At 66.9% G+C, this 25,499-nt stretch carries 26 protein-coding genes; 20 read left to right on the forward strand and 6 right to left on the reverse strand.

The genetic code is table 11. From position 1 onward, the window contains the following. Positions 1-2: 2 nt before the first annotated feature. Positions 3-383: an oxalurate catabolism protein HpxZ gene (gene hpxZ / locus AC1DGP_RS02975; RefSeq protein ID WP_441504596.1), complete on the forward strand. Its 381-nt coding sequence runs from the start codon at positions 3-5 to the stop codon at positions 381-383. 96 nt (positions 384-479) lie between these two features. Next, the gene (locus AC1DGP_RS02980; RefSeq protein ID WP_441504597.1) at positions 480-1,163 is read left to right on the forward strand and encodes a GntR family transcriptional regulator; all 684 of its coding nucleotides are present in this window, start codon (positions 480-482) and stop codon (positions 1,161-1,163) included. Here AC1DGP_RS02980 and atzF read toward each other — a convergent pair. Continuing rightward, complete coding sequence (gene atzF, locus AC1DGP_RS02985; RefSeq protein ID WP_441504598.1) at positions 1,145-2,935, reverse strand: allophanate hydrolase; 1,791 nt, start codon at positions 2,933-2,935, stop codon at positions 1,145-1,147. The genes AC1DGP_RS02980 and atzF overlap by 19 nt on opposite strands. Before the next feature lie 278 nt (positions 2,936-3,213). Here atzF and AC1DGP_RS02990 point away from each other — a divergent pair, with 278 nt between their 5' ends. The 4 genes from AC1DGP_RS02990 to AC1DGP_RS03005 all read left to right on the forward strand — a co-directional run bounded on the left by AC1DGP_RS02990 (position 3,214) and on the right by AC1DGP_RS03005 (position 7,301). Next, the gene (locus AC1DGP_RS02990; RefSeq protein ID WP_441504599.1) at positions 3,214-3,900 is read left to right on the forward strand and encodes a cysteine hydrolase family protein; all 687 of its coding nucleotides are present in this window, start codon (positions 3,214-3,216) and stop codon (positions 3,898-3,900) included. Positions 3,901-4,030: 130 nt separating this feature from the next. After that, positions 4,031-5,632 (forward strand): regulator, encoded by a 1,602-nt coding sequence (locus AC1DGP_RS02995; protein WP_441504600.1) that lies wholly within the window; start codon positions 4,031-4,033, stop codon positions 5,630-5,632. Further along, positions 5,629-5,853, forward strand: a complete 225-nt coding sequence (locus AC1DGP_RS03000; RefSeq protein WP_441504601.1) for a DUF4089 domain-containing protein — start codon at positions 5,629-5,631, stop codon at positions 5,851-5,853. Before AC1DGP_RS02995 ends, AC1DGP_RS03000 begins: the two co-directional genes overlap by 4 nt. Positions 5,854-5,909: 56 nt before the next feature. Further along, positions 5,910-7,301 (forward strand): AtzE family amidohydrolase, encoded by a 1,392-nt coding sequence (locus tag AC1DGP_RS03005; RefSeq protein ID WP_441504854.1) that lies wholly within the window; start codon positions 5,910-5,912, stop codon positions 7,299-7,301. Positions 7,302-7,362: 61 nt separating this feature from the next. On the opposite strand, the gene AC1DGP_RS03010 is transcribed toward AC1DGP_RS03005, so the two are convergent. Next, complete coding sequence (locus AC1DGP_RS03010; protein ID WP_441504602.1) at positions 7,363-8,229, reverse strand: LysR family transcriptional regulator; 867 nt, start codon at positions 8,227-8,229, stop codon at positions 7,363-7,365. A 378-nt stretch (positions 8,230-8,607) separates the two neighbouring features. Between AC1DGP_RS03010 and pcaD the strand changes: the two genes are divergently transcribed. From pcaD to AC1DGP_RS03045, 7 genes are all read left to right on the forward strand, one after another. Beyond that, positions 8,608-9,417 (forward strand): 3-oxoadipate enol-lactonase, encoded by an 810-nt coding sequence (gene pcaD, locus AC1DGP_RS03015; protein ID WP_441488506.1) that lies wholly within the window; start codon positions 8,608-8,610, stop codon positions 9,415-9,417. 9 nt (positions 9,418-9,426) lie between these two features. Then, positions 9,427-10,797: an MFS transporter gene (locus AC1DGP_RS03020; protein ID WP_441504603.1), complete on the forward strand. Its 1,371-nt coding sequence runs from the start codon at positions 9,427-9,429 to the stop codon at positions 10,795-10,797. A gap of 238 nt (positions 10,798-11,035) precedes the next feature. After that, positions 11,036-12,208 (forward strand): muconate/chloromuconate family cycloisomerase, encoded by a 1,173-nt coding sequence (locus AC1DGP_RS03025; protein WP_441504604.1) that lies wholly within the window; start codon positions 11,036-11,038, stop codon positions 12,206-12,208. A 5-nt stretch (positions 12,209-12,213) separates the two neighbouring features. After that, positions 12,214-12,504, forward strand: a complete 291-nt coding sequence (gene catC / locus AC1DGP_RS03030; protein WP_043230486.1) for a muconolactone Delta-isomerase — start codon at positions 12,214-12,216, stop codon at positions 12,502-12,504. Positions 12,505-12,560: 56 nt separating this feature from the next. After that, positions 12,561-13,490 (forward strand): dioxygenase family protein, encoded by a 930-nt coding sequence (locus tag AC1DGP_RS03035; protein ID WP_441504605.1) that lies wholly within the window; start codon positions 12,561-12,563, stop codon positions 13,488-13,490. A gap of 160 nt (positions 13,491-13,650) precedes the next feature. Beyond that, positions 13,651-14,454: a benzoate diol dehydrogenase BenD gene (gene benD / locus AC1DGP_RS03040; protein WP_441504606.1), complete on the forward strand. Its 804-nt coding sequence runs from the start codon at positions 13,651-13,653 to the stop codon at positions 14,452-14,454. A gap of 8 nt (positions 14,455-14,462) precedes the next feature. Continuing rightward, complete coding sequence (locus AC1DGP_RS03045; protein ID WP_441504607.1) at positions 14,463-15,299, forward strand: 3-oxoadipate:acetyl-CoA acetyltransferase; 837 nt, start codon at positions 14,463-14,465, stop codon at positions 15,297-15,299. A 42-nt stretch (positions 15,300-15,341) separates the two neighbouring features. On the opposite strand, the gene AC1DGP_RS03050 is transcribed toward AC1DGP_RS03045, so the two are convergent. Further along, a complete protein-coding gene (locus AC1DGP_RS03050) occupies positions 15,342-16,109 on the reverse strand; it encodes an SDR family oxidoreductase (protein WP_441504608.1) in 768 nt (255 codons plus the stop codon). 11 nt (positions 16,110-16,120) lie between these two features. Continuing rightward, on the reverse strand, positions 16,121-17,320 hold the full coding sequence (locus AC1DGP_RS03055) for a mandelate racemase/muconate lactonizing enzyme family protein (RefSeq protein ID WP_476831716.1): 1,200 nt from the start codon (positions 17,318-17,320) through the stop codon (positions 16,121-16,123). Positions 17,321-17,525: 205 nt separating this feature from the next. On the opposite strand from AC1DGP_RS03055, the gene AC1DGP_RS03060 reads away from it, so the two are divergent. The 6 genes from AC1DGP_RS03060 to AC1DGP_RS03085 all read left to right on the forward strand — a co-directional run bounded on the left by AC1DGP_RS03060 (position 17,526) and on the right by AC1DGP_RS03085 (position 22,315). Continuing rightward, positions 17,526-18,287 carry a GntR family transcriptional regulator gene (locus AC1DGP_RS03060; RefSeq protein WP_441504610.1) on the forward strand — a complete coding sequence of 254 codons (762 nt, stop codon included), beginning with the start codon at positions 17,526-17,528 and terminating at the stop codon, positions 18,285-18,287. 23 nt (positions 18,288-18,310) lie between these two features. Next, positions 18,311-19,297: a 2-hydroxyacid dehydrogenase gene (locus tag AC1DGP_RS03065; RefSeq protein ID WP_441504611.1), complete on the forward strand. Its 987-nt coding sequence runs from the start codon at positions 18,311-18,313 to the stop codon at positions 19,295-19,297. Positions 19,298-19,381: 84 nt separating this feature from the next. Further along, entirely contained in the window at positions 19,382-20,185 is an 804-nt protein-coding gene (locus tag AC1DGP_RS03070; protein ID WP_441504612.1) for a transporter substrate-binding domain-containing protein, read from the forward strand. A 69-nt stretch (positions 20,186-20,254) separates the two neighbouring features. Beyond that, the gene (locus AC1DGP_RS03075; RefSeq protein ID WP_113516339.1) at positions 20,255-20,950 is read left to right on the forward strand and encodes an amino acid ABC transporter permease; all 696 of its coding nucleotides are present in this window, start codon (positions 20,255-20,257) and stop codon (positions 20,948-20,950) included. Further along, positions 20,950-21,603, forward strand: a complete 654-nt coding sequence (locus AC1DGP_RS03080; RefSeq protein ID WP_441488518.1) for an amino acid ABC transporter permease — start codon at positions 20,950-20,952, stop codon at positions 21,601-21,603. Before AC1DGP_RS03075 ends, AC1DGP_RS03080 begins: the two co-directional genes overlap by 1 nt. Further along, positions 21,584-22,315 carry an amino acid ABC transporter ATP-binding protein gene (locus AC1DGP_RS03085; RefSeq protein ID WP_441504613.1) on the forward strand — a complete coding sequence of 244 codons (732 nt, stop codon included), beginning with the start codon at positions 21,584-21,586 and terminating at the stop codon, positions 22,313-22,315. Before AC1DGP_RS03080 ends, AC1DGP_RS03085 begins: the two co-directional genes overlap by 20 nt. 115 nt (positions 22,316-22,430) lie before the next feature. Here the strand turns inward: AC1DGP_RS03085 and AC1DGP_RS03090 are convergent, their stop codons facing one another. Then, the gene (locus AC1DGP_RS03090) at positions 22,431-23,654 is read right to left on the reverse strand and encodes a mandelate racemase/muconate lactonizing enzyme family protein (protein ID WP_441504614.1); all 1,224 of its coding nucleotides are present in this window, start codon (positions 23,652-23,654) and stop codon (positions 22,431-22,433) included. A gap of 41 nt (positions 23,655-23,695) precedes the next feature. Further along, positions 23,696-24,649: a dihydrodipicolinate synthase family protein gene (locus AC1DGP_RS03095; protein ID WP_441504615.1), complete on the reverse strand. Its 954-nt coding sequence runs from the start codon at positions 24,647-24,649 to the stop codon at positions 23,696-23,698. Positions 24,650-24,761: 112 nt separating this feature from the next. On the opposite strand from AC1DGP_RS03095, the gene AC1DGP_RS03100 reads away from it, so the two are divergent. Next, positions 24,762-25,487, forward strand: a complete 726-nt coding sequence (locus AC1DGP_RS03100; RefSeq protein WP_441504616.1) for a FadR/GntR family transcriptional regulator — start codon at positions 24,762-24,764, stop codon at positions 25,485-25,487. Positions 25,488-25,499 lie beyond the last annotated feature (12 nt).

Genomic DNA, 25,499 nt, shown 5'->3' on the forward strand with positions numbered 1-25,499 from the left:
TCATGAAGATCAACGACCCTGCCGTGCTTGCCGAAGTCGAGGCCGCCTTCGCGACCTATGAAAAGGCGCTGACGAGCAACGACGTGGCCACGCTGGACGCGCTGTTCAGGGACAGCCCGCTGACGCTGCGCTATGGCGTGGCCGAGAACCTCTACGGCCATCATCAGATCGCCGCGTTCCGCTCGGCGCGCTCGCCCGTCGGGATCGAGCGCGCGCTCGAACGCACCGTCATCACCAGCTATGGCGATGCGATGGCGACCGCCAACACGATGTTCCGCCGCGCCAGCATGCAGGGCAAGGTCGGCCGGCAAAGCCAGACCTGGGTCAAGTTTCCCGAAGGCTGGCGGGTCGTCGCCGCCCATGTCAGCGTCATCGCGGAATGAGTCTTTCGCGTCGGGCCATGACCTTGGCCATGACCGTCGCGTCGATGCCTGTCATGCAGGCGCCTGCGCCCCTGCCCGTTCTCCGGTGCTGATGCCATGCCGCCCCGCGCCCTCCCCGTCAGAGCCAAGCCCGCAGCCCCGGCGCCGACGCGCACGGAGGCGCTGCGCCTTCAGATCGCCGACGAGATCGTCTCCGGTGCGCTCGAACCGGGGACGCCGCTCGACGAGCAGGATCTGGCGGCGCGGTTCGGCGTCTCGCGGACACCCGTGCGCGAGGCGATCCGCCAATTGTCCGCCTCGGGCCTCGTCAGCGTCCGGCCGCACCGCGGGGCGGTTGTCGCCTTGCCGACCCCGCGGCAGCTCGACGACATGTTCGAAGCCATGGCCGAGCTGGAGGCGCTCTGCGCCGGGCTCGCCGCCCGCAACATGACCGTGCCCGAACGGCGCGGGCTCGAAGGGCTGCACCAGGCCCTGCGCGCGCTGGTGCATGAGGGCGATCCCGCGCGCTATCACGAGACCAACGAGGCCTTTCACGCCGCGATCTATGCCGGATCGCATAATGGCTATCTGGCGGAGCTGACGCTGATGACGCGCGCCCGGGTCGCGCCGTTCCGCAGGGCGCAGTTCCGGGCGACCGGGCGGCTCGGCGGCTCCTATCGCGAGCACGACCTGATCGTCCAGGCGATCCTGCGCGGCGACCAGCCCGGCGCGAGCGAGGCGATGCGCGCCCATATCGGCATCGTGCGCGATGCGTTCAGGAGCTATGCGGGCGCGCCCTGACGCGCGCCCTGCGCTGCGACATAGGCCCGCCAGCCCCCGAACTCGCTGACGTCGCGCGCCGCCTCGGTCGCGATCTGCTCGCAGAGAAAGCCCTTGACCCGCGTGCCGTCGGCCAGCGCCAGCGTGCCGATGCCGAGCGGCGAAGGAATGCCGGCAACGAAACGGCCAAAGCCTTCGGGAGGCAGCGCCCAGACCTCGAGCGCGATCGGAGTTCCCCCTTGCCCGACCCGGATCAGGCCCGGCCGCGCCGGCGGTCCGCCCGGCAGGGCAAAGAGGCGGTATTCGGCGCTTGTACTCGTCGCGCGCTGGAAGATCGCGCCGAGCGCGGTCAATTCTCCGTTCAGGGGCATGCCCGAGAGATGCGCGCCGACAACGGCGATCTCAAGCATGCCAGGCGCGGCAGTGGCCGGCTCGTTCGCCGGCGGCAGCGGCAGGCCGGTCGCGCCCAGCGTCAGTCCCGACGCCTGATGGAAGGCCCGCCCGAGGCTGGCCAGCGACGCATCCTGGCCGGACGGCGCGATCAAGGTGACGCCGGCTGCGGTGCCGTCCTCCATCAGGCTCACCGGCACGGCGAGCGCGCACATATCGAGCAGGTTGACGAAATTGGTGTAGCGGCCGAGCAGCGAATTCCGGCCGATCGGGTCTGTCGCCATCTCGGCCAGCGTGACCGGCCGCGGCACGGTCGGCACCATCATGGCATCGATGCCCTTCAGAGCGGCCCGGGCGCAGAGAGCAAGCCCGGCCAGCCGGTATTGCGCCGCGAAGGCCTCGGCCGCATCCGGCAGCGGCCGCCCCGTGATGACCTGCCGGATCACCGGCAGGATCGCCTCGGGTTCGGCCATCAGCAGGTCGCGGATGGCGAGATAGCGCTCCGCCACCCAGGGCCCGTCATAGAGCAGCCGGGCGGTCTCGTAGAATGGCGTCATGTCGATGGGGACGATGATCGCGCCCAGCGCTCGCGCCCGTTCGACCGCAAGGGCAAAGCTCGCCGCCGCCGCCGGAGCGCCGTCGAAATCGAGATCGGCTGGGCGCGGGATGGCGAGCCGCGGATGCGGCGCCAGTGCGCCCGGCCGCCCGAACGGTATGGAACGGGAGAACGGGTCGGTCGCATCGGGGCCGGCGATCACCTCCAGGACGGCCGATGCGTCATCGACGGTCAGCGCGAACACCGAAACGCAGTCGAGCGTGCGGCAGGCCGGAACGACGCCCGCCGTCGAGACCAGGCCGAGGCTCGGCTTGAGGCCGACGAGGTTCTGCAGGCCGGCGGGCACCCGGCCCGACCCCGCGGTGTCGGTGCCGAGCGCGACAGGAACGATGCCGGCCGCAACCGCGCAGGCGGAGCCGGAGCTCGAGCCTCCCGGCACGAGATCGGGGCGCAAGGCGTTGCGCGGCACGCCATAGGGCGAACGCGTGCCGTTCAGGCCGGTGGCGAACTGGTCGAGATTGGTCTTGCCGATGATGATCGCGCCCTCTTCCCGCAACCGCGCAACCACGCCGGCATCCGCGACGGGGAGATAGGAGAAAGCCGGACATGCCGCGCTGGTGGCGAGCCCGGCGACATCGATATTGTCCTTGACCGCGATGGGCACGCCCCAGAGCCTGCGACCCCGTGGGCCCTCGGCCTGCAGGCGCGCCGCCTCGGCCAGCGCTTCCGTTTCGAGCCGCAGGCTGATGAAGATCGCTTCGTCGTCATGGTCGCGATAGCGCGCATAGGCTGCCGCAATCGTCTCCGGGATCGTGCGCCGGCCGGCAAGATGATCAGCGAGAAGCATGGTCATTGTGCTCACGAGATAGCCCCTCTTCTTTCCAGCCTATGAAATGAGCAATTGCTTGCGAGATGCATGCGAAGATTATGCATGCCGCCACCTGCATCGGCCGCGCTGCGCAGCCGGACCCGTGCGATCCGCCGATCGCGCCCCTCTGACGCTCAAATTGATCAAGCGATTTCAAATCCTTAGCTGGAACCGCCCGCAACTCCGGGGCCGCAACCCGCGCTCAGGCACAGCCCTTGCAAAGCTTGTTCCGTTCGCCAGCGACGGGAGCGCCTTTCGTGAGCCGGTCCGAGATTGCAGCCCAGCCCTTCCCGATCAGCGTCGATTTCGCGCGAACCGCGCTCGTGATCATCGACATGCAGCGGGATTTCCTGGAGCCGGGCGGCTTTGGCGCCGCGCTCGGCAATGATGTCGCCCTGCTCGGCGCGGCGCTCCTGCCCTGCAAGGCCATGCTCGCAGGAGCCCGCGCCGCCGGCATGCTGGTAATCCACACGCGCGAGGGCCACCGGCCCGATCTCTCGGACGCGCCGCCGGCCAAGGTGCTGCGCGGCGATCCGGCCACACGCATCGGCGCGGCGGGGCCGATGGGGCGTATCCTCGTCCGCGGCGAGGCCGGCCATGACATCGTGCCGGCGCTGGCGCCGCTGCCCGGCGAACCGGTGATCGACAAGCCCGGCAAGGGCGCCTTCTACCAGACCGATCTCGACCTGATGCTGCGCAATCGCGGCATCGAGACGCTGCTCGTCAGTGGCGTGACGACCGAGGTCTGCGTCCACACCACCGTGCGCGAGGCGAATGACCGGGGCTATCGCTGTCTCGTCCTCGGCGACGCCTGCGCCTCGTACTTTCCGGAATTCCACAGAGTGGGCCTGGCGATGATCGCAGCCCAGGGCGGCATTTTCGGCTGGGTCTCGTCCACGGATGCGGTGCTGGCCGCCCTCGCAGCCAAGGACCGGGCTGCCTAGAGCAAGCTGCGGAAAAGCGGCAACGGTTTTTCGCGTTAAGAATGCCCTAAACTATTAGATTTGTTCACGTTTTCCGCGTTTTGACGATTTCTTCCAAACGCAGCGTGATCCAAGCGCGGAGGTGAAGACCATGACGAGCGCGACAAGCAGGCCACAATTGTGGACGCCGGGCGACTGGAACGCCCTGTTCGGTTTCGGTACCAATATCCTAGTCAATCTGCTGGTGCTGACCGGGCTTCTGCAATTCGTGCTGAAGATGCCTGCTGAGATCGTCTTCGGCCGCATCCTGCCCGCGCTTGGTCTGATGATGCTGCTCTCGACCGGTTATTACGCCTGGCTCGCCTACCGGCTCGCCAGGGAAACCGGCCGCGACGATGTCTGCGCCCTGCCCTCGGGCATCAGCGTGCCGCATATGTTCGTCGTCACCTTCGTGATCATGCTGCCGATCGCGAGCATGACCGGCGATCCGATCAAGGGCTGGGAGGCCGGGCTCGTCTGGGTGTTCTTCCAGAGCTTCATCCTGATGGCCGGCGGCTTCATCGCGCCCTATATCCGCAAGGTCACGCCGCGCGCGGCGCTGCTCGGCACGCTGGCCGGCGTCTCGATCGCCTTCATTTCGATGCGCCCGGCACTCGAGATTTTCCTGACACCGGCGATCGGTCTCACCTGCCTTGCGATCATCCTGGTCAGCTGGTTCGGCGGCGTGCGCTATCCCCGCAGCATCCCGGCGGGGCTGGTCGCCATCGCCTTCGGCATGGTCATCGCCTGGGGGTCGGCGCTGCTCGGGCTCGATGTCGGGGGCCTGAGCCTCGCCAAGCTGGGCGCCGCCTTCTCGACCTTCGGTTTCTCGCTGCCGCTGCCGGCAGTCGACCATGTCTTCTCCGGCTTCTCCTATCTCGGCATCATCCTCGTCACGGCGATCCCCTTCGGCATCTATGATCTCGTCGAGGCCATGGACAATGTCGAGAGCGCGGAAGCGGCCGGTGACCATTACCCGACGACGCGGGTACTGACCGCCGACGGCGTCGTCAGCCTGATCGGCTGCCTGATGGGCAACCCCTTCATCAACGCCGTCTATATCGGCCACCCCGGCTGGAAGGCGATGGGCGGGCGCATCGGCTATTCCGCCGCGACCGGGCTGATCGTGATCGTGCTGTGCTGGTTCGGCGTCATCGCCCTGCTGCTGGCGCTGATCCCGCTCGTCGCGATCTCGCCGATCCTGCTCTATATCGGCATGCTGATCGGCGCGCAGGCCTTCCAGACCACGCCGGCAAGCCATGCGCCTGCCATCGTCCTGGCGCTGACGCCGCATCTCGCGGCCTGGGCCAAGGTGCTGATCGACGGGGCACTCGGCGCGGCGGGGACCAATGCGGCCGCTGTCGGCATCGACAAGATGGCCAATATGGGCGTGCTCTATCACGGGCTCGAACTGATGGGCGGTGGCGCGATCCTGTCCGGGCTGGTGCTCGGCGCCATCGCCGTCTTCGTCATCGAGAAGCAGTTCCTCCACGCCGCAGGCTTTGCGGCCGCGGGCGCCGTCCTGACCTATTTCGGCCTGATGCATGGCGAGGCGATCGGCATCGGCAAGGGGTTCGGCGTCACACCCTCGATCAGCCTCGCCTATGCGATCGTCGCGGGCTTCCTCTTCCTCTGCGCGCGCTCGCTCTCCGTCGTGACCGCGGCGAAGACGATGACCACCGAGCCCCGCGGCAAGCTGGAGCCGGCGGAATGAGCGAACCGAAACCCGTCTTCGATGCGGCGCGCCATTGCGATGCGATGGCGCCCGCGCTCGGCCTGGCGATCAGCGAGGAGCAGCGTCCGGTCGTCCTGCAATTCCTGGCAGTGGCGAAGGCCATGTCCGAGATCGTCTTCGCCGCGCCCGTCGACGAGGCCAGCTTCGAGCCGGCCGGCGTGTTCCGCGCCGGGCGCCCGCATGACGGAGAGCCCGCGTGAGCTTCGATGCCTTCGCACCGGCCCACCGTATCGCGGCCGATATCAGGGAGGGCGTGATGACCGCGGAAGCGGTCATCACCGGCTTCCTCCAGCGGATCGAACGCCTGAACCCGGCGATCAATGCCTTCACCGACGTCACCGCCGGGAGGGCCTTGGCGCAGGCACGCGCGACCGATGCCAGCCACGCAGCCGGCGCGCCCCTCGGCCCCCTCGCCGGCGTGCCCTTCGCCGCCAAGAACCTGTTCGACATTGCCGGCCTGCCGACACGGGCCGGCTCGAAGATCAACCGCGAGCGCCCGCCCGCCTCGCGCGATGCCGTGCTGATCGAGCGCCTGACGGAAGCCGGCGCCGTGCTGCTCGGCGGCCTGAACATGGGCGAATACGCCTATGACTTCACCGGCGAGAACGCGCATGACGGCCCCTGCCGCAATCCGCATGACCTCAGCCGCGTGGCCGGAGGTTCATCCTCCGGATCAGGCGCCGCGACGGCCGCGGGGCTCGCCCCGATCTCGCTCGGCTCCGACACGAACGGGTCGATCCGCGTGCCGAGTTCGCTTTGCGGCGTCTTCGGGCTCAAGCCGACCTATGGCCGGCTGCCGCGCACGCGCAGCTTTCCGTTCTGCGACTCGCTCGACCATCTCGGCCCCTTCGCCCGGGACGTGACCGACCTCGCGATGGCCTATGACCTGATGCTGGGCCATGATGCGGGAGATCCGGCCTGTGCGCGACAGGCGGCCGAGGCGACCCTGCCGACGCTGAAGCAGGGCGTCGACGGCCTGCGTATCGCGGTCGCCGGCGGCTATTTCTCGACCGATGGGATGCCCGAAGCGGAAGCTGCCGTCGCCGCAGTCGCGCAGGCGCTGGGTGCGACGCGGGCGCTCGATATCGCCGGAGCGGGCATCGCCCGGGCGGCTGCCTTCCTGATCACCAATGGCGAGAGTTCGGCCTTCCATCTCACGCGGCTGCAGCAGCGCGCCGATGATTTCGACCCGGAGACCCGCGACCGCTTCCTCGCCGGCGCGCTGCAGCCGACGGCCTGGTATCTCCAGGCGCAGCGGGCACGGCGCTGGTTCCATGACGAGATGATGCAGCTGTTTCAAACGGTCGACCTGATCATCGCGCCGGCCACGCCCTGCGTCGCACCGGAAATCGGCAGCAAGACCATGGTGCTGCGGGGCGAGACGGTCGCGCTGCGGCCCAATCTCGGCCTGTTCACCCAACCGATCTCCTGCATCGGCCTGCCGGTCGCAGCCGTGCCGGTCTTCGGGGCCGGCCTGCCGGTCGGCGTGCAGTTGATCGCCCCGCCCTGGCGCGAGGATCTTTGCCTGCGCGCAGCCTATACCGTCGCGCAGGCCGGCGTCGCGACCGCCAGGCAGGCACGGCTGGATGACGCGTGGCGCCCTGAAGCACGAGGATTGAAAGCTGTCTCGGAGGCTCAACCCCTGTGAAGCCAGGAACGCCCGCCCCTCAGGGGGCAGGATGCCGGGCGGATGCGCCTCTCGCGCTCCCTCAGCCCGCCAGTCCGATGATCTGCTGCAGCAGGAGCGAGGTGTCGTTCCGGCGATAGCTGACGATGATGGGGCTGGTGAATCTCTCGTCGAGATCGAGGAACTGGACATCGTCGCGGCCGAAGCGCCGGACCGAGGCCGGAACGACGCAAATCCCGACGCCCGAGGCGACCAGGCCGAGCGCGGTCTGCACGTCCCGGACCTCCATGCCGATGCGCGGCCTGACCCCCGCCTCGCGATAGAAGGACAGGACCTGATCGGCATAGCTCGGCCGGGGCGCCTTCGGATACAGGATCAGAGGTTCCGCCTCGAGATCGGCCAGCTTCGGCTTCCGGCCGCTTGCCAGCAGCGCATGGGCCCCGCCGACCGCCACGCATAATCCTTCCTCGCGTAGCACCTTTCGCACCAGCATGTCGTCATCGAAGCGCAGGCGTCCGAAGCCGACATCGATGCGACCGTCCTTCAGGGCCGAGATCTGCTCCAGCGTCGTCATCTCGAGGAGCTGGACCTCGACATCCGGCACCAGGATGCGAAAATCGCGGATCAGTTGCGGCAGCGTGTCGTAGAGCGTCGAGGCGACGAAGCCGACATTGAACTGCAGCACCAGGCGCTTGCCGATGCGCGTCGTCATGGCGCTCATCTCCTCGACGCGCTGCAGCACCTGTTGCCCCTGCTCGAAGAGATAGCGCCCGGCCTCGGTCATCGTGATCGGCCGGCCACGATCGAGCAGGCGCACGCCAAGCTCCTCCTCCAGCTGCTGAATCTGCCGGCTCAGCGGCGGCTGGGCGATATGGAGCTTCTCGGCGGCGCGGCTGAACGAGCCTTCGGCGGCGACGGTCGTGAAATAGCGCAGATGACGCAGATCCATCGCTGCCTGCTCCTCCCGCTCTCCGATCGATGCAGGGCGGCTGCACCCCGGAGACCGCCATCGCGGCGGTTGTCACATGCTCGCGGGCGACTGCCCGGCTTCCCCACCGCATCGGCAGGGAAGCGGGCTTCCATACCGTAGGGGTATTAATTTACACCAAAACGATCCTGTCCAGCGACACCATGCCTGCCTAGCCTGACAAGCAGGGAAGAAGCGTTCGCGCAGGAGGAACACTCCGCCGCGAACCTGAGCTGGCCGTCAGAGCCGCCGGAGAGCCATGTCTGAGACCGAACCGTTGCGGCCCGCGCCAGCGCGGCTTGCGAAACGCGCGCCGGCTGCCCTGTCGGGGCGCCGCGGCCGAAGCCGGCGAGCCTGATCATGCCCTATCTCGAAACCGGACCGGGCCTGCGCCTGTTCTACACGGTCACCGGGCCGGGCTCCGCGCCGGCCCTGGTCTTCTCGAATTCGCTCGGCACCACGCATCGGATGTGGGACGCCATCGCCAGCGAGCTCTCGGCCGAATATCGCTGCGTGCGTTACGACACGCGCGGCCATGGCGGCTCGAACCACGGCCCCTCGCCCTTCGAGATCGCCGATCTTGCCGATGATCTCGCCGCCCTGCTCGATCATCTCGACCTGACGCGCGCCCATGTCGCCGGCCTCTCGCTTGGCGGGATGATCGGCCAGGCCTTTGCCGCGCGGCACCCGGCGCGTCTGGCCGGCCTGACCCTGATGGCGACGACGGCCTATATGCCGACGCGCGAGGCCTGGGAGGAGCGTGCCGGGCTGGTGCGGCGCGACGGCACGCGAGCGATCCTCGCGGCCACGATGGAGCGCTGGTTCACGCCGGGCTTCCGCGACGCCCATCGCAGCGCCACGGACGCGGTGGCTGGCGAATTCGCCGCCATCGACCGGGACGGCTACGCCGCCTGCTGCGAGGCGATCGGCCGGATGGATCTGCGCCCGCTGCTGCACCGGGTGATTGCTCCCACGACCGTGATCGCCGGCCGCGAGGATCCCGCGACGCCGCTCGCGATGGCTGAAGCCCTGTACACGGGCATCGCCGGCTCACGCCTCGTCGTGCTCTCGCCCGCAGCCCATCTGCTCGCCATCGAGCAGGCCGAGCGCGTCGCTGCCGAGCTACGGCGCGATCTTTCCCGTTCATACCCACAAAAAACACAGATCTGAGGAACGCCCATGTCCAGTCCACCCGCCGGCACACAAGACATCAAGGACATCATCGATGCAGGTTCGATGACGGGCCGCAGATGGGCCGTGGTCGCACTCTGCTTCGTCATCGCCCTGCTCGACGGCTTCGACACCCAGTCGATCGCCTTCATCGGACCCGCGATCGCGCAGGATTTCGGCATGAAGGCCGCCGACCTGACCTGGGTCATCACCGCCAGCACGATCGGCATGACGCTCGGTGCGATCGGCCTCGGCAGCTTCGGGGACCGCTATGGCCGGCGCAAGGCGATCCTGATCGCCATCTTCCTATTCGGGGTGTTCTCCCTGATGGGCGCCTACGCGACATCGCCGACGCAGATCATCGTACTGCGCTTCCTGATCGGCCTCGGCATGGGCGGGGCCACGCCCTCGCTCCTGGCGCTGGCGGGTGAATACAGCCCCGCTTCCCGGCGCGGCACGATGATCACCGGGGTGCTGCTCGGCCTGCCGGCCGGCGCCATGCTCGGCGGCCTGATCGCGGCGAGCTGGCTGCCGATCCTGGGCTGGCGCGGGATTTTCCTGGTCGGAGGCCTCCTGCCGCTCGGGCTGATGGTCATCACCTATTTCCTCCTGCCGGAATCGCCCGCCTATCTCGTCTCGCGCAAGCAGAACGACAGGCAGGACGAGGCCCGCCGCCTGCTCCGGCAGATGACCGGCCAGCCGATCCCCGACCAGATGCGCCTCGTCAGCGCCGGCAGGGTCGTGCATGGCGGCTCCATCGCCGGCCTGTTCGAGGCGGGCTATCGCCGCGTCACCGTCGCGATCTCCGCCATCTACCTGTTCAACTGGATCGCCTGGTTCCTGCTGCTGCTCTGGCTGCCGACCGCGCTCACAACGCTCGGCCTGGAAAAGGCCCAGGCCGCCTATGGTACCGTCGTCGTCAACGCCGCCTTCATCATCATGGCCCTGCCGCTTTCGTCCTTCCTGCCGAAGGTCGACCCGCGAAAGCTCCTGATCGGCATGTTCGCCGTCGGGATCGCGGTTGCGCTCGGGCTGGGCTTCGCGGGCGACCGCTGGCCGCTGGTCTTCTCCCTCATCGCCCTTGCCGGCTTCGGCATCGGTGGCCAGCAACTCGTGCTGAACTATCTGATCTCGAATACCTACCCGACGCAGCTGCGCGCAACGGCCACGGGCTGGGGCATCGGCGTCGGTCGCTCGGGAGCGATCATCGGCTCCGCGATCGGCGGCACATTGCTGACCGGCGTGGGTCCGTCCGGCTACTTCATGACGCTTGCCATTCCGCTGGTGATCGCGGCGCTGGCGACGCTGATGGTTCGGCCGGCAGTCGGCGCCGCCCTCGCCTCGCCCGCACCGGCCGCCGCCGCTCCGGCGATCCGGTGAGCCTCATGCGGCTGCATCAGGCATAGGCGAAGCCGGGAGAACAACCCGGGACGCGACCGCCGAAAGGCCGGTCGCGTCCCTCTTTTTTGTGCCCGATGCGAGGCGCAGGCGGGGCCGCCCCGCTAATCACGCCCTCGCGGGGCTCCATACCCTTCGGGTATCAAAATACACCCAATCGATCCTGTTCCCCGGGAATGGCGCGTTCTAGCCTTTGCTTCAATGAATATGGGAGCGAAACGTGTCTGAAGGTCCGCGGATTCAACAGGTCGAGACGATTCTGGTCGATCTGCCGACCATCCGCCCGCACCAGCTGGCGATGACGACGATGCATCGCCAGACATTGATGATCGTGCGGCTGCATCTGTCGGACGGCGTGGTCGGGATTGGCGAAGGCACCACGATCGGCGGGCTGGCCTATGGTCCCGAGAGCCCGGAGGGCATGCAGCTCGCGATCGATACCTATCTCGCGCCGATCCTGCTCGCCAGCGATCCAAGCCGCATCGCCCGGACGATGGCGACCATCGCCATGTCGGTCCAGGGCAATCATTTCGCCAAATGCGCCGTCGAGACGGCCCTGCTCGATGCGCTCGGCCAGCGCGTCGGCCTGCCGATTTCCGAACTGCTCGGCGGGCGCCAGCATGACCGGCTGCCCGTGGCCTGGACGCTGGCCAGCGGCGACACCGGCCGCGACATCGCGGAAGCCGAGGAGATGCTGGCGCGCCGCCGCCACAACATCTTCAAGCTCAAGATCGGCAAGGGCGATCCCGGCGCCAATGTCGCCCATGTCGCTGCGATCAAGCGCGCGCTCGGTGACCGCGCCTCGGTGCGCGTCGACATCAACCAGGCCTGGTCGGAAGCCACCGCGTCGGCGATGCTGCCGGCGCTCGCCGCCGCCGGTGTCGAGCTCATCGAACAACCCGTCGCCTTCCGCAATCTCGGCGCGCTCGCCCGGCTGGCCCGCGAGACGCCGGTCGCGATCATGGCGGACGAGGCGCTGAACGGCCCGGAAACCGCCTTCGCCATCGCTGCCCTCGCCGCCGCCGACGTGTTCGCGCTGAAGATCGAACAATCCGGCGGGCTCTTCGCCGCGGCCAAGGTGGCCGCGATCGCGGAAGCCGCCGGCATCGGACTCTATGGCGGCACGATGCTGGAAGGCGGCATCGGCACTGCGGCCTCGGCCCATCTCTTCTCGACCATCGGCAAGCTGGAATGGGGTACGGAGCTGTTCGGCCCGCTGCTGCTGACCGAGGAGATCCTTGAGACGCCGCTCGACTATGCCGATTTCGGCCTCACCGTGCCGACGGCGCCGGGACTCGGCGTGACGCTGTCCGAAGCTCAACTGAGCCGCTTCCGGCGCGACCGCACCGAGCGCTCGGTCCATGTGCTGCCACGCGCCAAGACGGGGTTCTAGAGATCATGCTGTTCCAGGTTGAAATGGATGTCCGGATCCCGCCCGACCTGCCGGTCGAGACGGCGACCGCGCTGAAGGCGAGCGAACGCAAGCGTGCGCAGGAGCTGCAGCGGGCCGGGCTCTGGCGCCATCTCTGGCGTCATGCCGGGCGCTATGCCAACACCAGCATCTTCGACGTCGAGAGCCCGCAGGCGCTGCACGACATTCTCTCGGAGCTGCCCCTCTTCCCCTACATGGACGTGAAGGTCACGGCACTCTGCCGCCACCCGTCGTCCGTGCATGACGACGACCGCTGACAAACAACGGCTGCGGCCTGAAATGGCCGCCAATCACCAGAACACGAGGAACCGCCATGCCCATCAACCTGATCTCCGACGAGGACAAGAAGGATCTCGCCGCCCGTGCGGCCGGGATGGACAATGACAAGGGCGACCCGCGCACCAAGGCCGTCACGGCCCAGCTGCTCTACCGGATCATGCAGGTGATCGACGAGTGCGACGTCTCGATGGACGAATTCTGGGCAGCGGTCGCCTTCATCGGCAGGGCCGCGAAGAATGACGAGCTCGGCCTGCTCGTCCCCGGCATCGTGCTCGAGCATTTCCTCGACCTGCGGCTCGACGAGGCCGAACGGCTTGCCGGTCTCAAGGGCGGCACGATGCGCACCATCGAAGGGCCGCTCTATGTGCCCGGCGCGCCGCTCTCCAAGGGCGAGGCCCGCATGGATGACGGCACCGATCCCGGCGAGATCTTCATCATCGAAGGCCAGGTCACGGACGAGGACGGCAAGCCGATTGCCGGCGCGATCGTCGACCTCTGGCACGCCAATTCCAAGGGCGGATATTCCTTCATCGATGGCGAGCAGGCGCCCTACAATCTGCGCCGTCGCATCGAGACGGATGAACAGGGCCACTATCGCGCCCGCACGATCGTGCCGAATGGCTATGGTTGCCCGCCGGAAAGCGCGACGCGCCAATTGATGACCGCACTCGGCCGACATGCTGAGCGCCCGGCCCATGTCCATTACTTCATTTCGGCGCCGGGCCACCGCCAGCTGACGACGCAGTTCAACTTCACCGGCGACAAATACCTCTACACGGACTTCGCCTTCGGCACCCGCGACGAGCTCGTCGTCACGCTGGACCGCGTCGTCGACGCGGACGCGATCCGCAATGCCGGTCTGAACCGCCCGTTCGCCCGCACGACCTTCGACATCGTGCTGACCAAGGAGCGCGAGGGCGTGCCGCAGACGCAGGTCAGCCGCACCCACGTCACCGCCGGCTGAGGCCCTCGCTCACCGGCCTGGCACCCGGCCAGGGTGCCCCGCCATAGACTGTCACGGACAGCGCCAAGCGGCGCGGCGGCCTTCGCCGCCCGCCCGACCGGCGACGGTGCCAAACCGTCCAGTCCCCGCCCTCGTGGCGGCATAATCCCGGAGATCGACCATGTCCCAGCCATCCACGCGCGGCCGCCGGTTCGAAGGGCGCAGCCTTGTCGTCACCGGCGCGGCCCAGGGCGTCGGCAAGCAGGTGGCGCTGGATGCGGCCGCCGAAGGGGCAAGACTGACGATCGTCGACCGCTCGGCCATCGTCCAGGAGGTCGCGCAGGAGATCACCTCGGCCTTCGGGCCAGGGCGCGTCATCGCGCTGGAGGAGGATCTCGAGACCTTCGCCGGGAATGAGCGGGTGATGGCGCGCGCGCAGGAGAGCTTCGGCGCCATCGACGTGCTGGTGACCAATGTCGGCGGCGCGATCTGGATGCGGCCCTTCCAGGAATTCGACGAACGCCAGATCGCCGCGGAGATCAGCCGTTCGCTGTTTCCGACGCTGTGGGGCTGCCGCACCGTGCTGCCCTATATGCTGGAGCAGGGACGCGGCGCGATCGTCAATGTCTCCTCGATCGCGACCAAGGGCATCAACCGCATTCCCTATTCCGCGGCCAAGGGCGGCGTGAACGCGCTGACCGCCTCGCTCGCCTTCGAGCTTGCGGGCACGAATATCCGCGTCAACGCCGTGGCGTCGGGTGGCGTGGATGCGCCGCCCCGCCGGATTCCACGGGGAACCGACGTGCAGACCGAGGCCGACAAGCAGTGGATGCAGCAGGTCGTCGACCAGACGCTCAGCGCCTCGCATCTCGGCCGCTACGGACAGCTCGGCGAGATCGCAGCCGCCATCCTGTTCCTGGCCTCGGACGATGCGTCCTATATCAACGGAACCGTGCTGCCGGCCGGCGGCGGAGACCAGGGATGACAGATGCCATGACCACTCGTCCCGTCGTGGTGGCGGTCGCCATCACCGGCTCCGTGCCGCGCAAGAAGGACAATCCGAACCTGCCCGTGCTGCCGGCCGAGCAGGTCGCCTCGACCCGCGCCGCCTTCGAGGCGGGCGCCAGTCTCGTCCATATCCATGTCCGCCATGACGACGAGACGCCTTCGTCCGATCCGGAGCGTTTCGCTGAGGTGCAGGACGGCATTCGCCGGGCCTGCCCGGGCATGATCGTCCAGTTCTCGACCGGAGGCCGCGGGCGCGACCCGGCGGCGCGCGGCCTGAGCCTGGTGCATCGTCCGGACATGGCCTCGCTCTCGACCGGCTCGGTGAATTTTCCGACGATCGTCTACGAGAACCCGACGAGCCTGGTGAACGATCTCGCGGCGCGGATGCTGGAGCATCGGATCGCACCCGAGATCGAGATCTTCGACCTCTCGCATATCCACGCCGCGCGCCGCCTCGTTGACGAGGGGCTGATCGGACCGCGCCCGCATATCCAGTTCGTGATGGGCGTCCGGAATGCGATGCCGGCCGACGAGGTGCTGCTCGACATCCTGCTCGCCGAGACCAGGCGGGTCATCCCGGGCGCCACCTGGACGGCCGCCGGCATCGGGCGCGACCAAATGCGGGTGATGGACTGGGCGCTCGCCCGCGGCGCTGACGCGGTCCGCACCGGGCTGGAGGACAATATCCGCATCAGCAAGGACCGGCTGGCGAGCGGCAATGCCGAGCTGATCAGCCTCGCCGTCGAGCTGATCCGCCGCCACGGCCGCCGACCGGCCACGCCCGCCGAGGCGCGCGCCGCGCTGAACCTCGCGCCGGTCTGAAGCGGCGGGGCGAGTGGCGCGGCGACAAACGCCTGGTGTCCATCACAGAACCGATGACATCCCGCCATCGACATAGATGATCTGGCCGTTGACGTAGTCCGATGCCGATGAGGCCAGAAACACGGCGGCCCCGACAAGCTCCTCCGGCCTGCCCCAGCGCCTGGCCGGCGTGCGGCCCTTGACCCAGGCGTCGAAGCTCGGGTTCTCGATCAGGGCCTGGTTCATGTCGGTGATCATGTAGCCCGGGCCGATCGCATTGGCCTGGATGCCATGCTCGGCCCATTCCGCCGCCATGGCCCGCGTCAGCATCTTGATGCCGCCCTTGGCAACCGTATAGGGCGCGACCGTCGCGCGGGCGAGTTCGCTCGTCAGCGATCCGATATTGACGACCTTGCCATGGCCGCGCGCGATCATGCGCTTGGCCGCCTCGCGCCCGATCATGAAGGCCGAGGTCAGGTTGGTGTCGATGACGCGCTGCCAGTCCGCCGTGGCGAGCTCGACCATCGGCTTGCGGAACTGAATGCCGGCATTGTTGACGAGGATATCGACCGCAATACCTGCGGCATCGAAGCCCTCGAAGGCCCGCAGAATCTCGGGCTCGTTGGTCACGTCGAATGGCGCCGCATCCGTCTGGTGGCCCGCCGCCCGGAACTCCGCGACGGCCTGTGCGACGCGCTCAGGGTCCGTGCCGTTGATCAGGATGCGAGCACCTGCAACAGCCAGTCCTTCCGCCATGGCGCGGCCGAGCCCACGCGAGGAGCCTGTCACCAGCGCGGTCTTGCCGGTGAGATCGAAAAGAGGGTTGGTCATGGGCATCGTCCTTACAGGCTGGAGCGACGAACGATGAGGTCCGAGCGTTCGAAGACGGCGGGCAGGAGTTCGACGCCGAGCCCCGGCCCTTCCATCGGCAGGACATAACCGTCCTTGATCACCGGCATGGTGTCGACGAGTTCCTTGTACCAGCCGGTGTAGAAGGCCCGCACCGATTCCTGGATCAGCGTGTTGGGCTGGCTGAAGGAGGCATGGATCGCGGCGATAAAGCCGACCGGGCCGATGCAGTCATGCGGGGCGAAGGGGCGGTGATAGGTCTCCGCCATGGCGGCGATCTTGCGCCCTTCGGTCRGCCCCCCGGTCCAGCACAGGTCGGCCATGACAATGTGCATGGCGTCGTGGTCGAGCATGTCCTTATAGGGGAAACGCGAGCCCAGCGTCTCGCTGGCGCAGACCGAAACCGTGGTCGAACGGGCGAATTCGGCCAGCGCCTGTGGCGAGTTCATCCGGATCGGATCCTCGTACCAGGTCGGGCTGTAGGGTTCGAGCGCACGGGCGATCTTGATCGCGGTCGGCAGATTCCAGAGCGAATGGAACTCGACCATGATCTCGATCTTGTCGCCTACCGCCTTGCGGATCTTCTCGAACGGCTCGATCGCCTTCCGCATCTGGTCGGGGCTGATGAAAAGCCCCTGATTTTCGATCGCGGCCGGGTCGAAGGGCCAGATCTTCATGGCCGTGATGCCGCTTTCGAGCAGGCTCTCGGCGACGGCATCGGCACGGTTCATGAAGCCGTCGAGGTCCTCATAGGGACCTGATGCATCCCCCAGATTCCAGGTCGAGACCGGCTTGATGTTCTGCGAGCGGACATATTTGTACCCCGCACAGGTATTGTAGATGCGCTGCTTGTCACGGCAGAGGCCGCCGAGCATCTGGTGCACCGGCTGGCCGCAAACCTTTCCGAAGACATCCCACAAGGCGATATCGACCGCCGAGGTCGCACGCGACTCGACGCCGGTCGAGGCCTGCGCCATCGGCAGGTTCGTCATCTCTCTGTGCAATGCCTCGATGTGCAGCGGGTTCTTTCCGAGCAGCCGCATGGCGAGCGTGTCGTGCAGATGCGCCTCGACCGCCCCTGCCCCATAGAAGGTCTCGCCGAGACCGATGATGCCCGCATCGGTATGCACGCGAACCCACAGGACATTGGCGAATTCTTCGGTCCGCAACGTCTCGATGGCGGTGATCTTCACGGCCTGCCTCCCTGGCGGCTGGCGTTCTTCACCGGGTTTCTTGCCGGGGAACGCCTTGGTTGAGTGCGAAACAGGCGAGCCCGATGACAGCCTCGCCCCCTCGAAACGAGGCGACCATAGGAGTGCTTGTAAAATATCACAACATGTTTATGGTCGACGCCAAGATGGATCCGTTCAACGAGTTCCACGACTGAGGAGACGGGACATGGCCAAGCGCCCAAGCCGCCCGCGGCTGGTCGCAGAGGGTGAGACGAGCGTGCCGCCACGGCGCAATCGCATCAATCTCTTCGAACTCGCCTATCACCGGATCGAGGAACTGCTCGTCAAATGCGAGCTCGCGCCCGGCCGTTTTCTCGCCATGCAGGACCTGCAGGACCTGACCGGCTTCGGCCGCACCCCGGTGCATCATGCCGTCAACCGTCTCGCCGCCGACACGCTGATCATCATCCGCCCGCGTCATGGCCTGCAAATCGCGCCGATCGACCTCGCCCGGGAACGCGTGCTGCTGCATCTGCGCCGCGACATCGAACGCTTCGTCATTCGCCTCGCGGCAGAACGCGCCGGCCCCTCGCATCGCAACCAGATGCTGCACATGGAACGCCTGCTGCGCGAGAAGCGCGACGGGCTGACGCTTGCCGAGTTCAATGCGCTCGATCGCAGGATCGACCAGATGGTGCTGGCCGCCGCGGGCGAGCCGTTTCTCGAACACACGCTGCGCCCGCTGCACACCATCTTCCGGCGCATCGGCTTCATTTACCACAGCTACATGGCCGAGAAGACCACGCTCGACGGCACGATCGACCACCATCTCGCCGTGCTGAACGCGATCGCGACCCGCCATGCCGAACGCGCAGTCGCGGCCTCCGACGCGCTGATCGAATTCGTCGACAGTATGTTCGACGAGATGGAGGCCCGCATCGACCCTTCTTTACTCGATTGCAGCGTCGAGCCCCTGCTCGGCGCCTGAAACGCAACAGGCCAGTGGACCCCATGCGCATCATCTTCCATGGCGAGAACGCCGCCTCCTTCAGCTCCGGCTTTGCCGAACTCGTCGGCCCCGGGGCCGAAATTCGCATTCTGCCGGACGGGCTCGGCGTCGGCGCCGACCAGCAGGCCTATGCGCAGGCGGATGTCATCATCGGCGTGAAGTTCGATGCCAGCCTGCCGGTCCCGTCCGGGCTCAAGCTCTTCCATGTGCCAGGTGCCGGCTATGACGCGGTCGACCTTGCTTTGCTTCCGCCTGTGGCCAATGTCTGTAACTGCTTCGGCCATGAACAGGCGATAGCGGAATATGTCATGAGCGCGCTGCTGGCCCGGCATATCCCCCTGGCGGATGCCGACGCGAAGCTGCGCCGCGGCGACTGGGCCTATTGGGCCGGCTCACCTGCGCGCGTCCATGGCGAGATCGTCGGCAAGACCATCGGCCTGCTCGGCTTCGGCCATATCGGCAAGGCGATCGCGCGGCGCGCCAAGGCCTTCGAGATGAAGGTCCATGTCGCCAATCGCAGCGCTGTCCCGGTCTCCGATCTCGTCGACCGCGCCTTCACGCTCGATCGGCTGGAGGAATTCTGGGGCTCGGCTGACGCCATCGTAGTCTCCGTGCCGCTGACGCCGGAAACGAATGGCCTCGTCGGCGCCGCAGCCTTCGCGGCGATGCGCCGCGACGCGCTGATCTTCAATGTCGGGCGCGGCCCGACGATCGACGAGACGGCGCTGTTCGAGGCCCTGAAGGGCAAGCGCATCGGCGGGGCGGTGATCGACACCTGGTATCGCTACCCGGGCCCGGCCTCCGCCAATCCGCTGCCCTCCGAGCTGCCTTTTCACGAGCTGCCGAACATCGTGATGACCCCGCATATGTCGGGTTGGACGAGCGGGACGATCCGGCGCCGCCAGCAGACCATCGCCGACAACATCAAGCGCAGCTTCGCCGGGGAACCCCTCATCAATCTCGTACGGGAGGCGCGCCAGACTGCCTGAACGACCACGCCTGCTCTCCTCTCAACGAACCGGACGCCACGAAGCCGGTCGCCAATGAAGCAGATCGCAACAAGGAAACGCACCATGAGCCTGTTCAAGAATCTCAGAATGATCGGGATGCTGTTCGCGCTGGGCGCCGGCGCGCTCCCGGCCGCTCATGCCTCGGCCCAGTCGGTCACGGAAATCGTCAAGCGCGGCAAGGTCCGCGTCGGCGTGCTGATCGGCGCGCCGCCCTATGGCTCCGTCGACTCGCAAGGCAATGCGATCGGCTATGATGCCGACGTCACCGCCCTGATCGGCAAGTATCTCGGATTGCCGGTCGAGATCGTCCAGCTGACGCCGCCGGCCCGCATTCCCGCCCTCGAGGCCGGCAAGGTCGACTTCCTCGTCGCGACGCTGGCGCCGACACCGGAACGCGCGAAGGCGGTGATGTTCACCATCCCCTACAGCGCCTTCCAGACCGGCATCTACGCCAAGAAGGGCACGCCCATCAAAGACTGGGCCGATCTCAAGGGCCGCAAGGTCGGCGTCAATCGCGGATCCAGCGTCGAGCGGGAATTCACCAATCGCGAGAAAGAGCTCAACCTCACGATCCTGCGCTTCGAGGATGACGCGACCACGATGCAGGCGCTGTTCTCCGGCCAGGTCGAAGCCATCGCCGGGCCAGACGCCCAGGCGAACGCCGCGATCAAGGCGCGCGGCGAAACCGAGACCGAGCTCAAGTTCGTCTTCGGCATGCAGCCGAACTCGATGACCGTTCGCAAGGACGCCTATGAGCTGAAGCAGTGGCTCAACAACATGATCTACTACATCAAGCAGAACGGCGAACTGAACGCGATCTCCGAGAAGTGGGTCGGCGGTCCGCTGCCGCCGCTGCCAACCTTCTGATCCGTTTTGCATCGTCCCCGCTGCGCAGATCCTGCGCGGCGGGGCCTCGCGCCAGACTGACGAGGGATCATGTCGCTCCAGTTCGAATCCGTACTCGCCGAAACCGACATCATCCTTGACGGGATCATGCTGACGATCGGCCTGTCTGCCAGCGCGATCGTGCTGGGCCTGATCTTCGCGGTGCTGCTTGTCGCGCTGCGCACGCTGGCAGGCCGCTGGGCCGGCATTGCCGTCGATTGCTATGTCGAACTGATGCGCAACACACCGTTCCTGGTGCAGCTCTTCATGATCTTCTTCGGCCTGCCGCTGGTCGGCATCCGCATGTCGGGCACCCAGGCCGCCCTGTTGGCCATGACGCTCAACCTTGCCGCCTATGCGACGGAGATCATCCGCGCCGGCGTCGACTCCATTCACAAATCGCAGCTCGAGGCCGGCCTGTCGCTCGCGCTCAGCAAACGCCAGGTCTTCCAGTATGTCGTGCTGCAACCGGCCTTCGCCCGGGTCTGGCCCGCGCTGTCGAGCCAGTTCGTCCTGATGATGCTGGCATCGAGCATCTGCTCCTTCATCTCGGTGCAGGAGCTCTCGGGCGCCGCGGCCATCATCGAACAGCGGACCTTCCGCAGTTTCGAGACCTATATCATCGTCACCGTGATCTACCTCCTCCTGGCGCTGAGCTTGAAGGTCTTCCTGCTCTGGCTCGGCCAGCGGCTCTTCGCGCCGGTCTCCGGGCTCGCCCGCGTCGATGTCAAGGCGGAGGCAGCCTGATGACCACATTCGGGCTTCCCGAAGCGCTTTTCATCCTGCGCGCTGCCGGCTGGACGCTGGTTCTGACCAGCGTCGCCTTCATCCTCGGCGGGCTGATCGGCGGTGTCTTCGCGATCATGCGGCTCTCCCAAGTCGCCGCGCTGCGCCGCTTCGCGGCCGGCTACATCCTGGTCATCCAGTCGATTCCGGTGCTGATGGTTCTGTTCATGAGCTATTACGGGCTTTCGGCGATGGGCGTGGAACTGCCGCCCTTCCTCGCAGCGTCCGCCTCGCTCTCGATCTATGTCTCGGCCTATCTGGCCGAGATCTGGCGCGGCTCGATCCAGTCCGTCCCCTTCCAGCAATGGGAGGCATCGGCCTCGCTCGCGCTGACGCGCGGGCAGCAATACCGCTACATCATCCTGCCGCAGGCGATCCGCATCTCGCTGCCGCCCACCGTCGGCTTTCTCGTCCAGCTCGTGAAGAACACCTCGATCGTCTCGGTCGTCGGCTTCGTCGAACTCTCGCGTGCCGGCCAGCTCGTCAACAACGCGACCTTCCAGCCTTTCCAGATCTTCACGCTGGTCGCGCTGATCTATTTCGCGATCTGCTTCCCCTTGTCCCGGCTCAGCCGCCATCTCGAACAGGTGATGAATGCCAGCCGTCCTCATTGACGACGTCCACAAGCGCTTCGGCAACCTCGAGGTTCTCAAGGGCGTCTCCCTCGCCGTCGAACCCGGGCAGGTCGTCGCCCTGATCGGCCGCTCCGGCTCGGGCAAGAGCACGCTGCTGCGCTGCATCAACGGGCTGGAGGCGATCCAGTCCGGCCGCATCGAGGTTGCCGGACATGTCGTCGACCAGGATCCGAAACACTTGCGCGAATTGCGCAAGGATGTCGGCATCGTCTTCCAGAGCTACAACCTGTTCCCGCACCTGACCGTCTCCCAGAACATCACGCTCTCGCCGCGGATCACGCAGAACGTGCCCCAGGCGCAGGCCGAGACGCTGGCCCGCGAGGTGCTGGCGCAGGTCGGCCTGTCCGAGAAATTCGACAGCTATCCCGACAATCTCTCCGGGGGGCAGCAACAGCGCGTCGCCATCGCCCGCTCACTTGCGATGCGGCCGAAGGTGATGCTGTTCGACGAGGTGACATCCGCGCTCGATCCGGAACTGACCGGCGAGGTTCTGCTGGTGATGGAAAAACTCGCCAAGGGCGGCATGACCATGCTGCTCGTCACTCATGAGATGAACTTCGCGCGCAATGTCGCCAGCACGACCATCTTCATGCATCAGGGCAAGATCTGGGAGAGCGGGCCGTCACGGGAGCTCTTCGCCAACCCGCAGACGCCGGAGCTGCGCAATTTCGTCAGCGCAGGCGCGCATTGATCGGCCGGTCCCAGCGCCCGTCCCCATCTCTCGCGGAAGGGGCCAGGGCCGGACGATCCCTGCCGGAGGAAAAGCTCTGCTTGCGGCGGATATCCGCAGGGTCTGACGCCTCCCATCAAGCGGACCCACCAGACGCGCCACAGTCTTTCCAGTCCTCGTCCGGCGGCGGGCCCCAGTCCTTCAGGACGCAGCTATAGACGGCGCTCGCCTCAAAAGGATAGCGCGCCTCCATCTCCGGCGTCAGCGTCAGGCCGAGGCCGGGCGCAGTCGGGAGCAGGAGCCGACCGTTTTCGATCCGGCCCTGATCGCCGATCATCTCCCGGCCGAGCGGGAAATCGAGCATGGGGAATTCCACCAGCTTGCCACCACCGGCAAAGGCGGCGTGGTAATTCGCCATGATCGCGGCCGCTCCGCCCCAGGCGTGCACGACGACCTCCGTCGCGAGTTCATCTGCCGCGGCAAAGATCTCCATCACCGCGCTGATACCGCCGATCACCGAGGCGTCGGGCTGGACGAAGGCATAGGAGCCGGCACGCATGCGCTCGATCATTTCCTTCGGCGTCGTGATGATCTCGCCGCCGCAGACGGGAACGTCGATGCGCCGGCGCAGCTCGCGAAAGGCCTCGGGGCTGTCGGGGCCGACGGCCTCTTCGAGGAAGAGCATGCGCTCAGCCGTCCTGCCATGCACGGCCTCGACGAAGGCGACGACATCGTCGACGGGCTGCGGCGGATCGGCCAGATTCTGGCACATGTCGACGCCGACCCTTATGCCGCGCCTGGCCGCTTCCTCCAGCACCCAGACGGTCCGCCAGATGTCGGCCTTGAGCGAGCGGATCTTGTAGATCGCGATGCCCTTCGCGCCGAGCAAGTCGAGTTCGCGGATGAACTGGTGCCTCGCGTCGCAGCAGCCGCCGCTGCCATAGATCGGGATGGCATCGCATTGGGCGCCGCCGAGCAGTTCATGGACGGGCAGACCGAGGCTCTTGCCCCTGGCGTCCTGCAAGGCGCTCTCGAACGCGCTGATGACATGGCGCGCCGCGCCCTGGAGCGACCAGTAATCGCAGAGCGAGCGCAGGTCCCTGACCCGGCGCGGAATGTCGAAGCCATCCTTGCCCAGCATCAGCGGCGCGCAGAGATCGACGATCGATTTGAACACCAGCGGTGCGAACACGGCGATATAGCCTTCGCCGAGGCCAGTCACGCCATTGTCCAGCGTCACCTCGACCATGCCGATCGTCCGCTTCGGTCCGTTCGGGAAACAGGCCCTGATCTCGCGCTCATCGGCATCGGCATAGGGCGAACTCAGCAGGACGCAGCGAACCCCGGTAATCCTAGGCATGGCACTCCCTCGCTTCGCTACCGGTCAGGGCATGGTTAGGTTCAGCGCGCGTCCATGATCTCGGGCAGCATGCGCCGGGCGATCGGCCTCAGCCGCTCCGCCTCGGCCGCGTCGATCCAGCGATAGGGCCGGCGCAGGCGCGGCCCGACCGGCGCCCAGTTGCCGATGGCGGCGAGCAGCTTGTCGAGCGCGGCGTTGGAATAGCCGTGGTCGCGCCGGAACGGCAGAATATGCGCATCCATGAAAGCGCAGATGCGCTGCTCGATCTCGCGGGCGGCGCCGATATCGCTCAGCATCATCTCGGTCCAGGCTTGCGCGCCGCGCGGGCTGAGGCAGGCGACATTGGAGAAGGCGCCGGCTGCGACCCCGGCCTCGACACCGGTCGCAAGATGGTGGCCGGGCAGGTAAAGCGCCCAGTCGTCCAGATGCGCCTGCGCTTCGGCGTACCAGTCCGCATCGCCATCGGCGAGCTTGATGCCGACGACCTGCGGCACCTGCTTCAGCACGGCCCCAAGCGTGGCCGGCGACAGGACACGCTTCGCGTGCGGCGGGTTGTAGAGCACGAGCGGGATGTCTCCCGCCGCCTCGGCGGCCATCTGCAGGAAGTCCACGGCCTCGGGATCGCTGACCGGCCACCAATCAGGCAGGATCACCTGGATTCCGTCCGGCGCATGCGCGACGGCGCGTCTCAGCCGGTCAAGTGCGACACTCGGATCGGGCTGGCAGGCGCCAATCACGAAGGGCATGTTCGCGCGGCTGCAGCGCTCGGCCAGGATACGCTGGATCGCGTCGAATTCGGCCTCGGTCTGGTTGTGGCACTCGCCGGCCGTGCCATTCGAATAGATGCCGTCGACCCTGGCGGCGATCAGCACGTCGATCTCGTTGGCGAGCCGCGACAGATCGATCCCTCCATCCGACTCGATCGGCAGCAGCAAGGTTGCCCAATTGCCGCGCAGCGCGCCCCACCTGCCCGCCCGGTCGAGCTTTCCCGACATCGTCGTTTCCCCTCCTGCCGACTTGTTGACTTCACGGATATCCTACAAGTAGATATCGTTCAACAATCGGGCGGAAGCCGCCGGCGCTCTCGGGCGCGGCCGGTGCCACAGGATGAGGTCGAAGACCGTGACCCGGACGATCAGGCCCCTGGTGAAGCCGCAATCGCTGCACGTCTCCGTGCTGGAAAGCGTCAAGGCCTATATCGACGAGAGCGGCCTGCCTCCGGGCAGCCAGCTTCCGCCGGAGAACGACCTCGCCCAGCAGCTCGGCGTCAGCCGCAACTCAGTGCGCGAGGCGGTCAAGGCGCTGGAATCGGTCGGCATCGTCGAGACCAGGCGCGGCATCGGCATCTTCGTCAGCGACTTTTCCTTCGCTCCGCTGCTCGACAACCTCGCCTTCGGCCTGCGCGGCAGGCTCGATGATTTCGAGGAGCTCCTGACCATTCGCCGCGCGCTGGAAGGCGCGCTGATCGGCAGGACGGTGCAGGTGATCGGCGCCGACGACATCGCCGAGTTGCGCGCCCTCACCGCAAAGATGAAGGCCAGGGTCGATGTAGGAGAGAGCTTCCTCGAGGAGGACCGGCGCTTCCACCGCACCTTGTTCCGCTGCCAGAACAACCAGCTGCTGCTGAAGCTGCTCGACATTTTCTGGCAGGCCTTCGTCAAGGCCTCGGATTTCATCAATCTCGAAAATCGCGATCCGGTCGCAACCTGGCGCGATCACCACGAGATCGTCGAGGCCGTCGCGACACGCGACGCCGAGACGGCGCGCGAGCGCCTCGACCACCACTATCACGGCATCTCAAAAATAATCGCAGCCAACAAGGCGGCGAGCTGATGGGAGGTTACG

This window comes from Allobosea sp. 05T433 (assembly GCF_056396065.1).

What these genes read in the sequence shown, in the direction of transcription:
- hpxZ (WP_441504596.1), top strand. Translation starts at nt 3, where the DNA reads ATGAAGATCAACGACCCTGCCGTGCTTGCCGAAGTCGAGGCCGCCTTC.
- AC1DGP_RS02980 (WP_441504597.1), top strand. Translation starts at nt 480, where the DNA reads ATGCCGCCCCGCGCCCTCCCCGTCAGAGCCAAGCCCGCAGCCCCGGCG.
- atzF (WP_441504598.1), bottom strand. Translation starts at nt 2,935, where the DNA reads ATGCTTCTCGCTGATCATCTTGCCGGCCGGCGCACGATCCCGGAGACG.
- AC1DGP_RS02995 (WP_441504600.1), top strand. Translation starts at nt 4,031, where the DNA reads ATGACGAGCGCGACAAGCAGGCCACAATTGTGGACGCCGGGCGACTGG.
- AC1DGP_RS03000 (WP_441504601.1), top strand. Translation starts at nt 5,629, where the DNA reads ATGAGCGAACCGAAACCCGTCTTCGATGCGGCGCGCCATTGCGATGCG.
- AC1DGP_RS03005 (WP_441504854.1), top strand. Translation starts at nt 5,910, where the DNA reads ATGACCGCGGAAGCGGTCATCACCGGCTTCCTCCAGCGGATCGAACGC.
- AC1DGP_RS03010 (WP_441504602.1), bottom strand. Translation starts at nt 8,229, where the DNA reads ATGGATCTGCGTCATCTGCGCTATTTCACGACCGTCGCCGCCGAAGGC.
- pcaD (WP_441488506.1), top strand. Translation starts at nt 8,608, where the DNA reads ATGCCCTATCTCGAAACCGGACCGGGCCTGCGCCTGTTCTACACGGTC.
- AC1DGP_RS03020 (WP_441504603.1), top strand. Translation starts at nt 9,427, where the DNA reads ATGTCCAGTCCACCCGCCGGCACACAAGACATCAAGGACATCATCGAT.
- catC (WP_043230486.1), top strand. Translation starts at nt 12,214, where the DNA reads ATGCTGTTCCAGGTTGAAATGGATGTCCGGATCCCGCCCGACCTGCCG.
- AC1DGP_RS03035 (WP_441504605.1), top strand. Translation starts at nt 12,561, where the DNA reads ATGCCCATCAACCTGATCTCCGACGAGGACAAGAAGGATCTCGCCGCC.
- benD (WP_441504606.1), top strand. Translation starts at nt 13,651, where the DNA reads ATGTCCCAGCCATCCACGCGCGGCCGCCGGTTCGAAGGGCGCAGCCTT.
- AC1DGP_RS03045 (WP_441504607.1), top strand. Translation starts at nt 14,463, where the DNA reads ATGACCACTCGTCCCGTCGTGGTGGCGGTCGCCATCACCGGCTCCGTG.
- AC1DGP_RS03050 (WP_441504608.1), bottom strand. Translation starts at nt 16,109, where the DNA reads ATGACCAACCCTCTTTTCGATCTCACCGGCAAGACCGCGCTGGTGACA.
- AC1DGP_RS03060 (WP_441504610.1), top strand. Translation starts at nt 17,526, where the DNA reads ATGGCCAAGCGCCCAAGCCGCCCGCGGCTGGTCGCAGAGGGTGAGACG.
- AC1DGP_RS03065 (WP_441504611.1), top strand. Translation starts at nt 18,311, where the DNA reads ATGCGCATCATCTTCCATGGCGAGAACGCCGCCTCCTTCAGCTCCGGC.
- AC1DGP_RS03070 (WP_441504612.1), top strand. Translation starts at nt 19,382, where the DNA reads ATGAGCCTGTTCAAGAATCTCAGAATGATCGGGATGCTGTTCGCGCTG.
- AC1DGP_RS03075 (WP_113516339.1), top strand. Translation starts at nt 20,255, where the DNA reads ATGTCGCTCCAGTTCGAATCCGTACTCGCCGAAACCGACATCATCCTT.
- AC1DGP_RS03080 (WP_441488518.1), top strand. Translation starts at nt 20,950, where the DNA reads ATGACCACATTCGGGCTTCCCGAAGCGCTTTTCATCCTGCGCGCTGCC.
- AC1DGP_RS03085 (WP_441504613.1), top strand. Translation starts at nt 21,584, where the DNA reads ATGCCAGCCGTCCTCATTGACGACGTCCACAAGCGCTTCGGCAACCTC.
- AC1DGP_RS03090 (WP_441504614.1), bottom strand. Translation starts at nt 23,654, where the DNA reads ATGCCTAGGATTACCGGGGTTCGCTGCGTCCTGCTGAGTTCGCCCTAT.
- AC1DGP_RS03095 (WP_441504615.1), bottom strand. Translation starts at nt 24,649, where the DNA reads ATGTCGGGAAAGCTCGACCGGGCGGGCAGGTGGGGCGCGCTGCGCGGC.
- AC1DGP_RS03100 (WP_441504616.1), top strand. Translation starts at nt 24,762, where the DNA reads ATGAGGTCGAAGACCGTGACCCGGACGATCAGGCCCCTGGTGAAGCCG.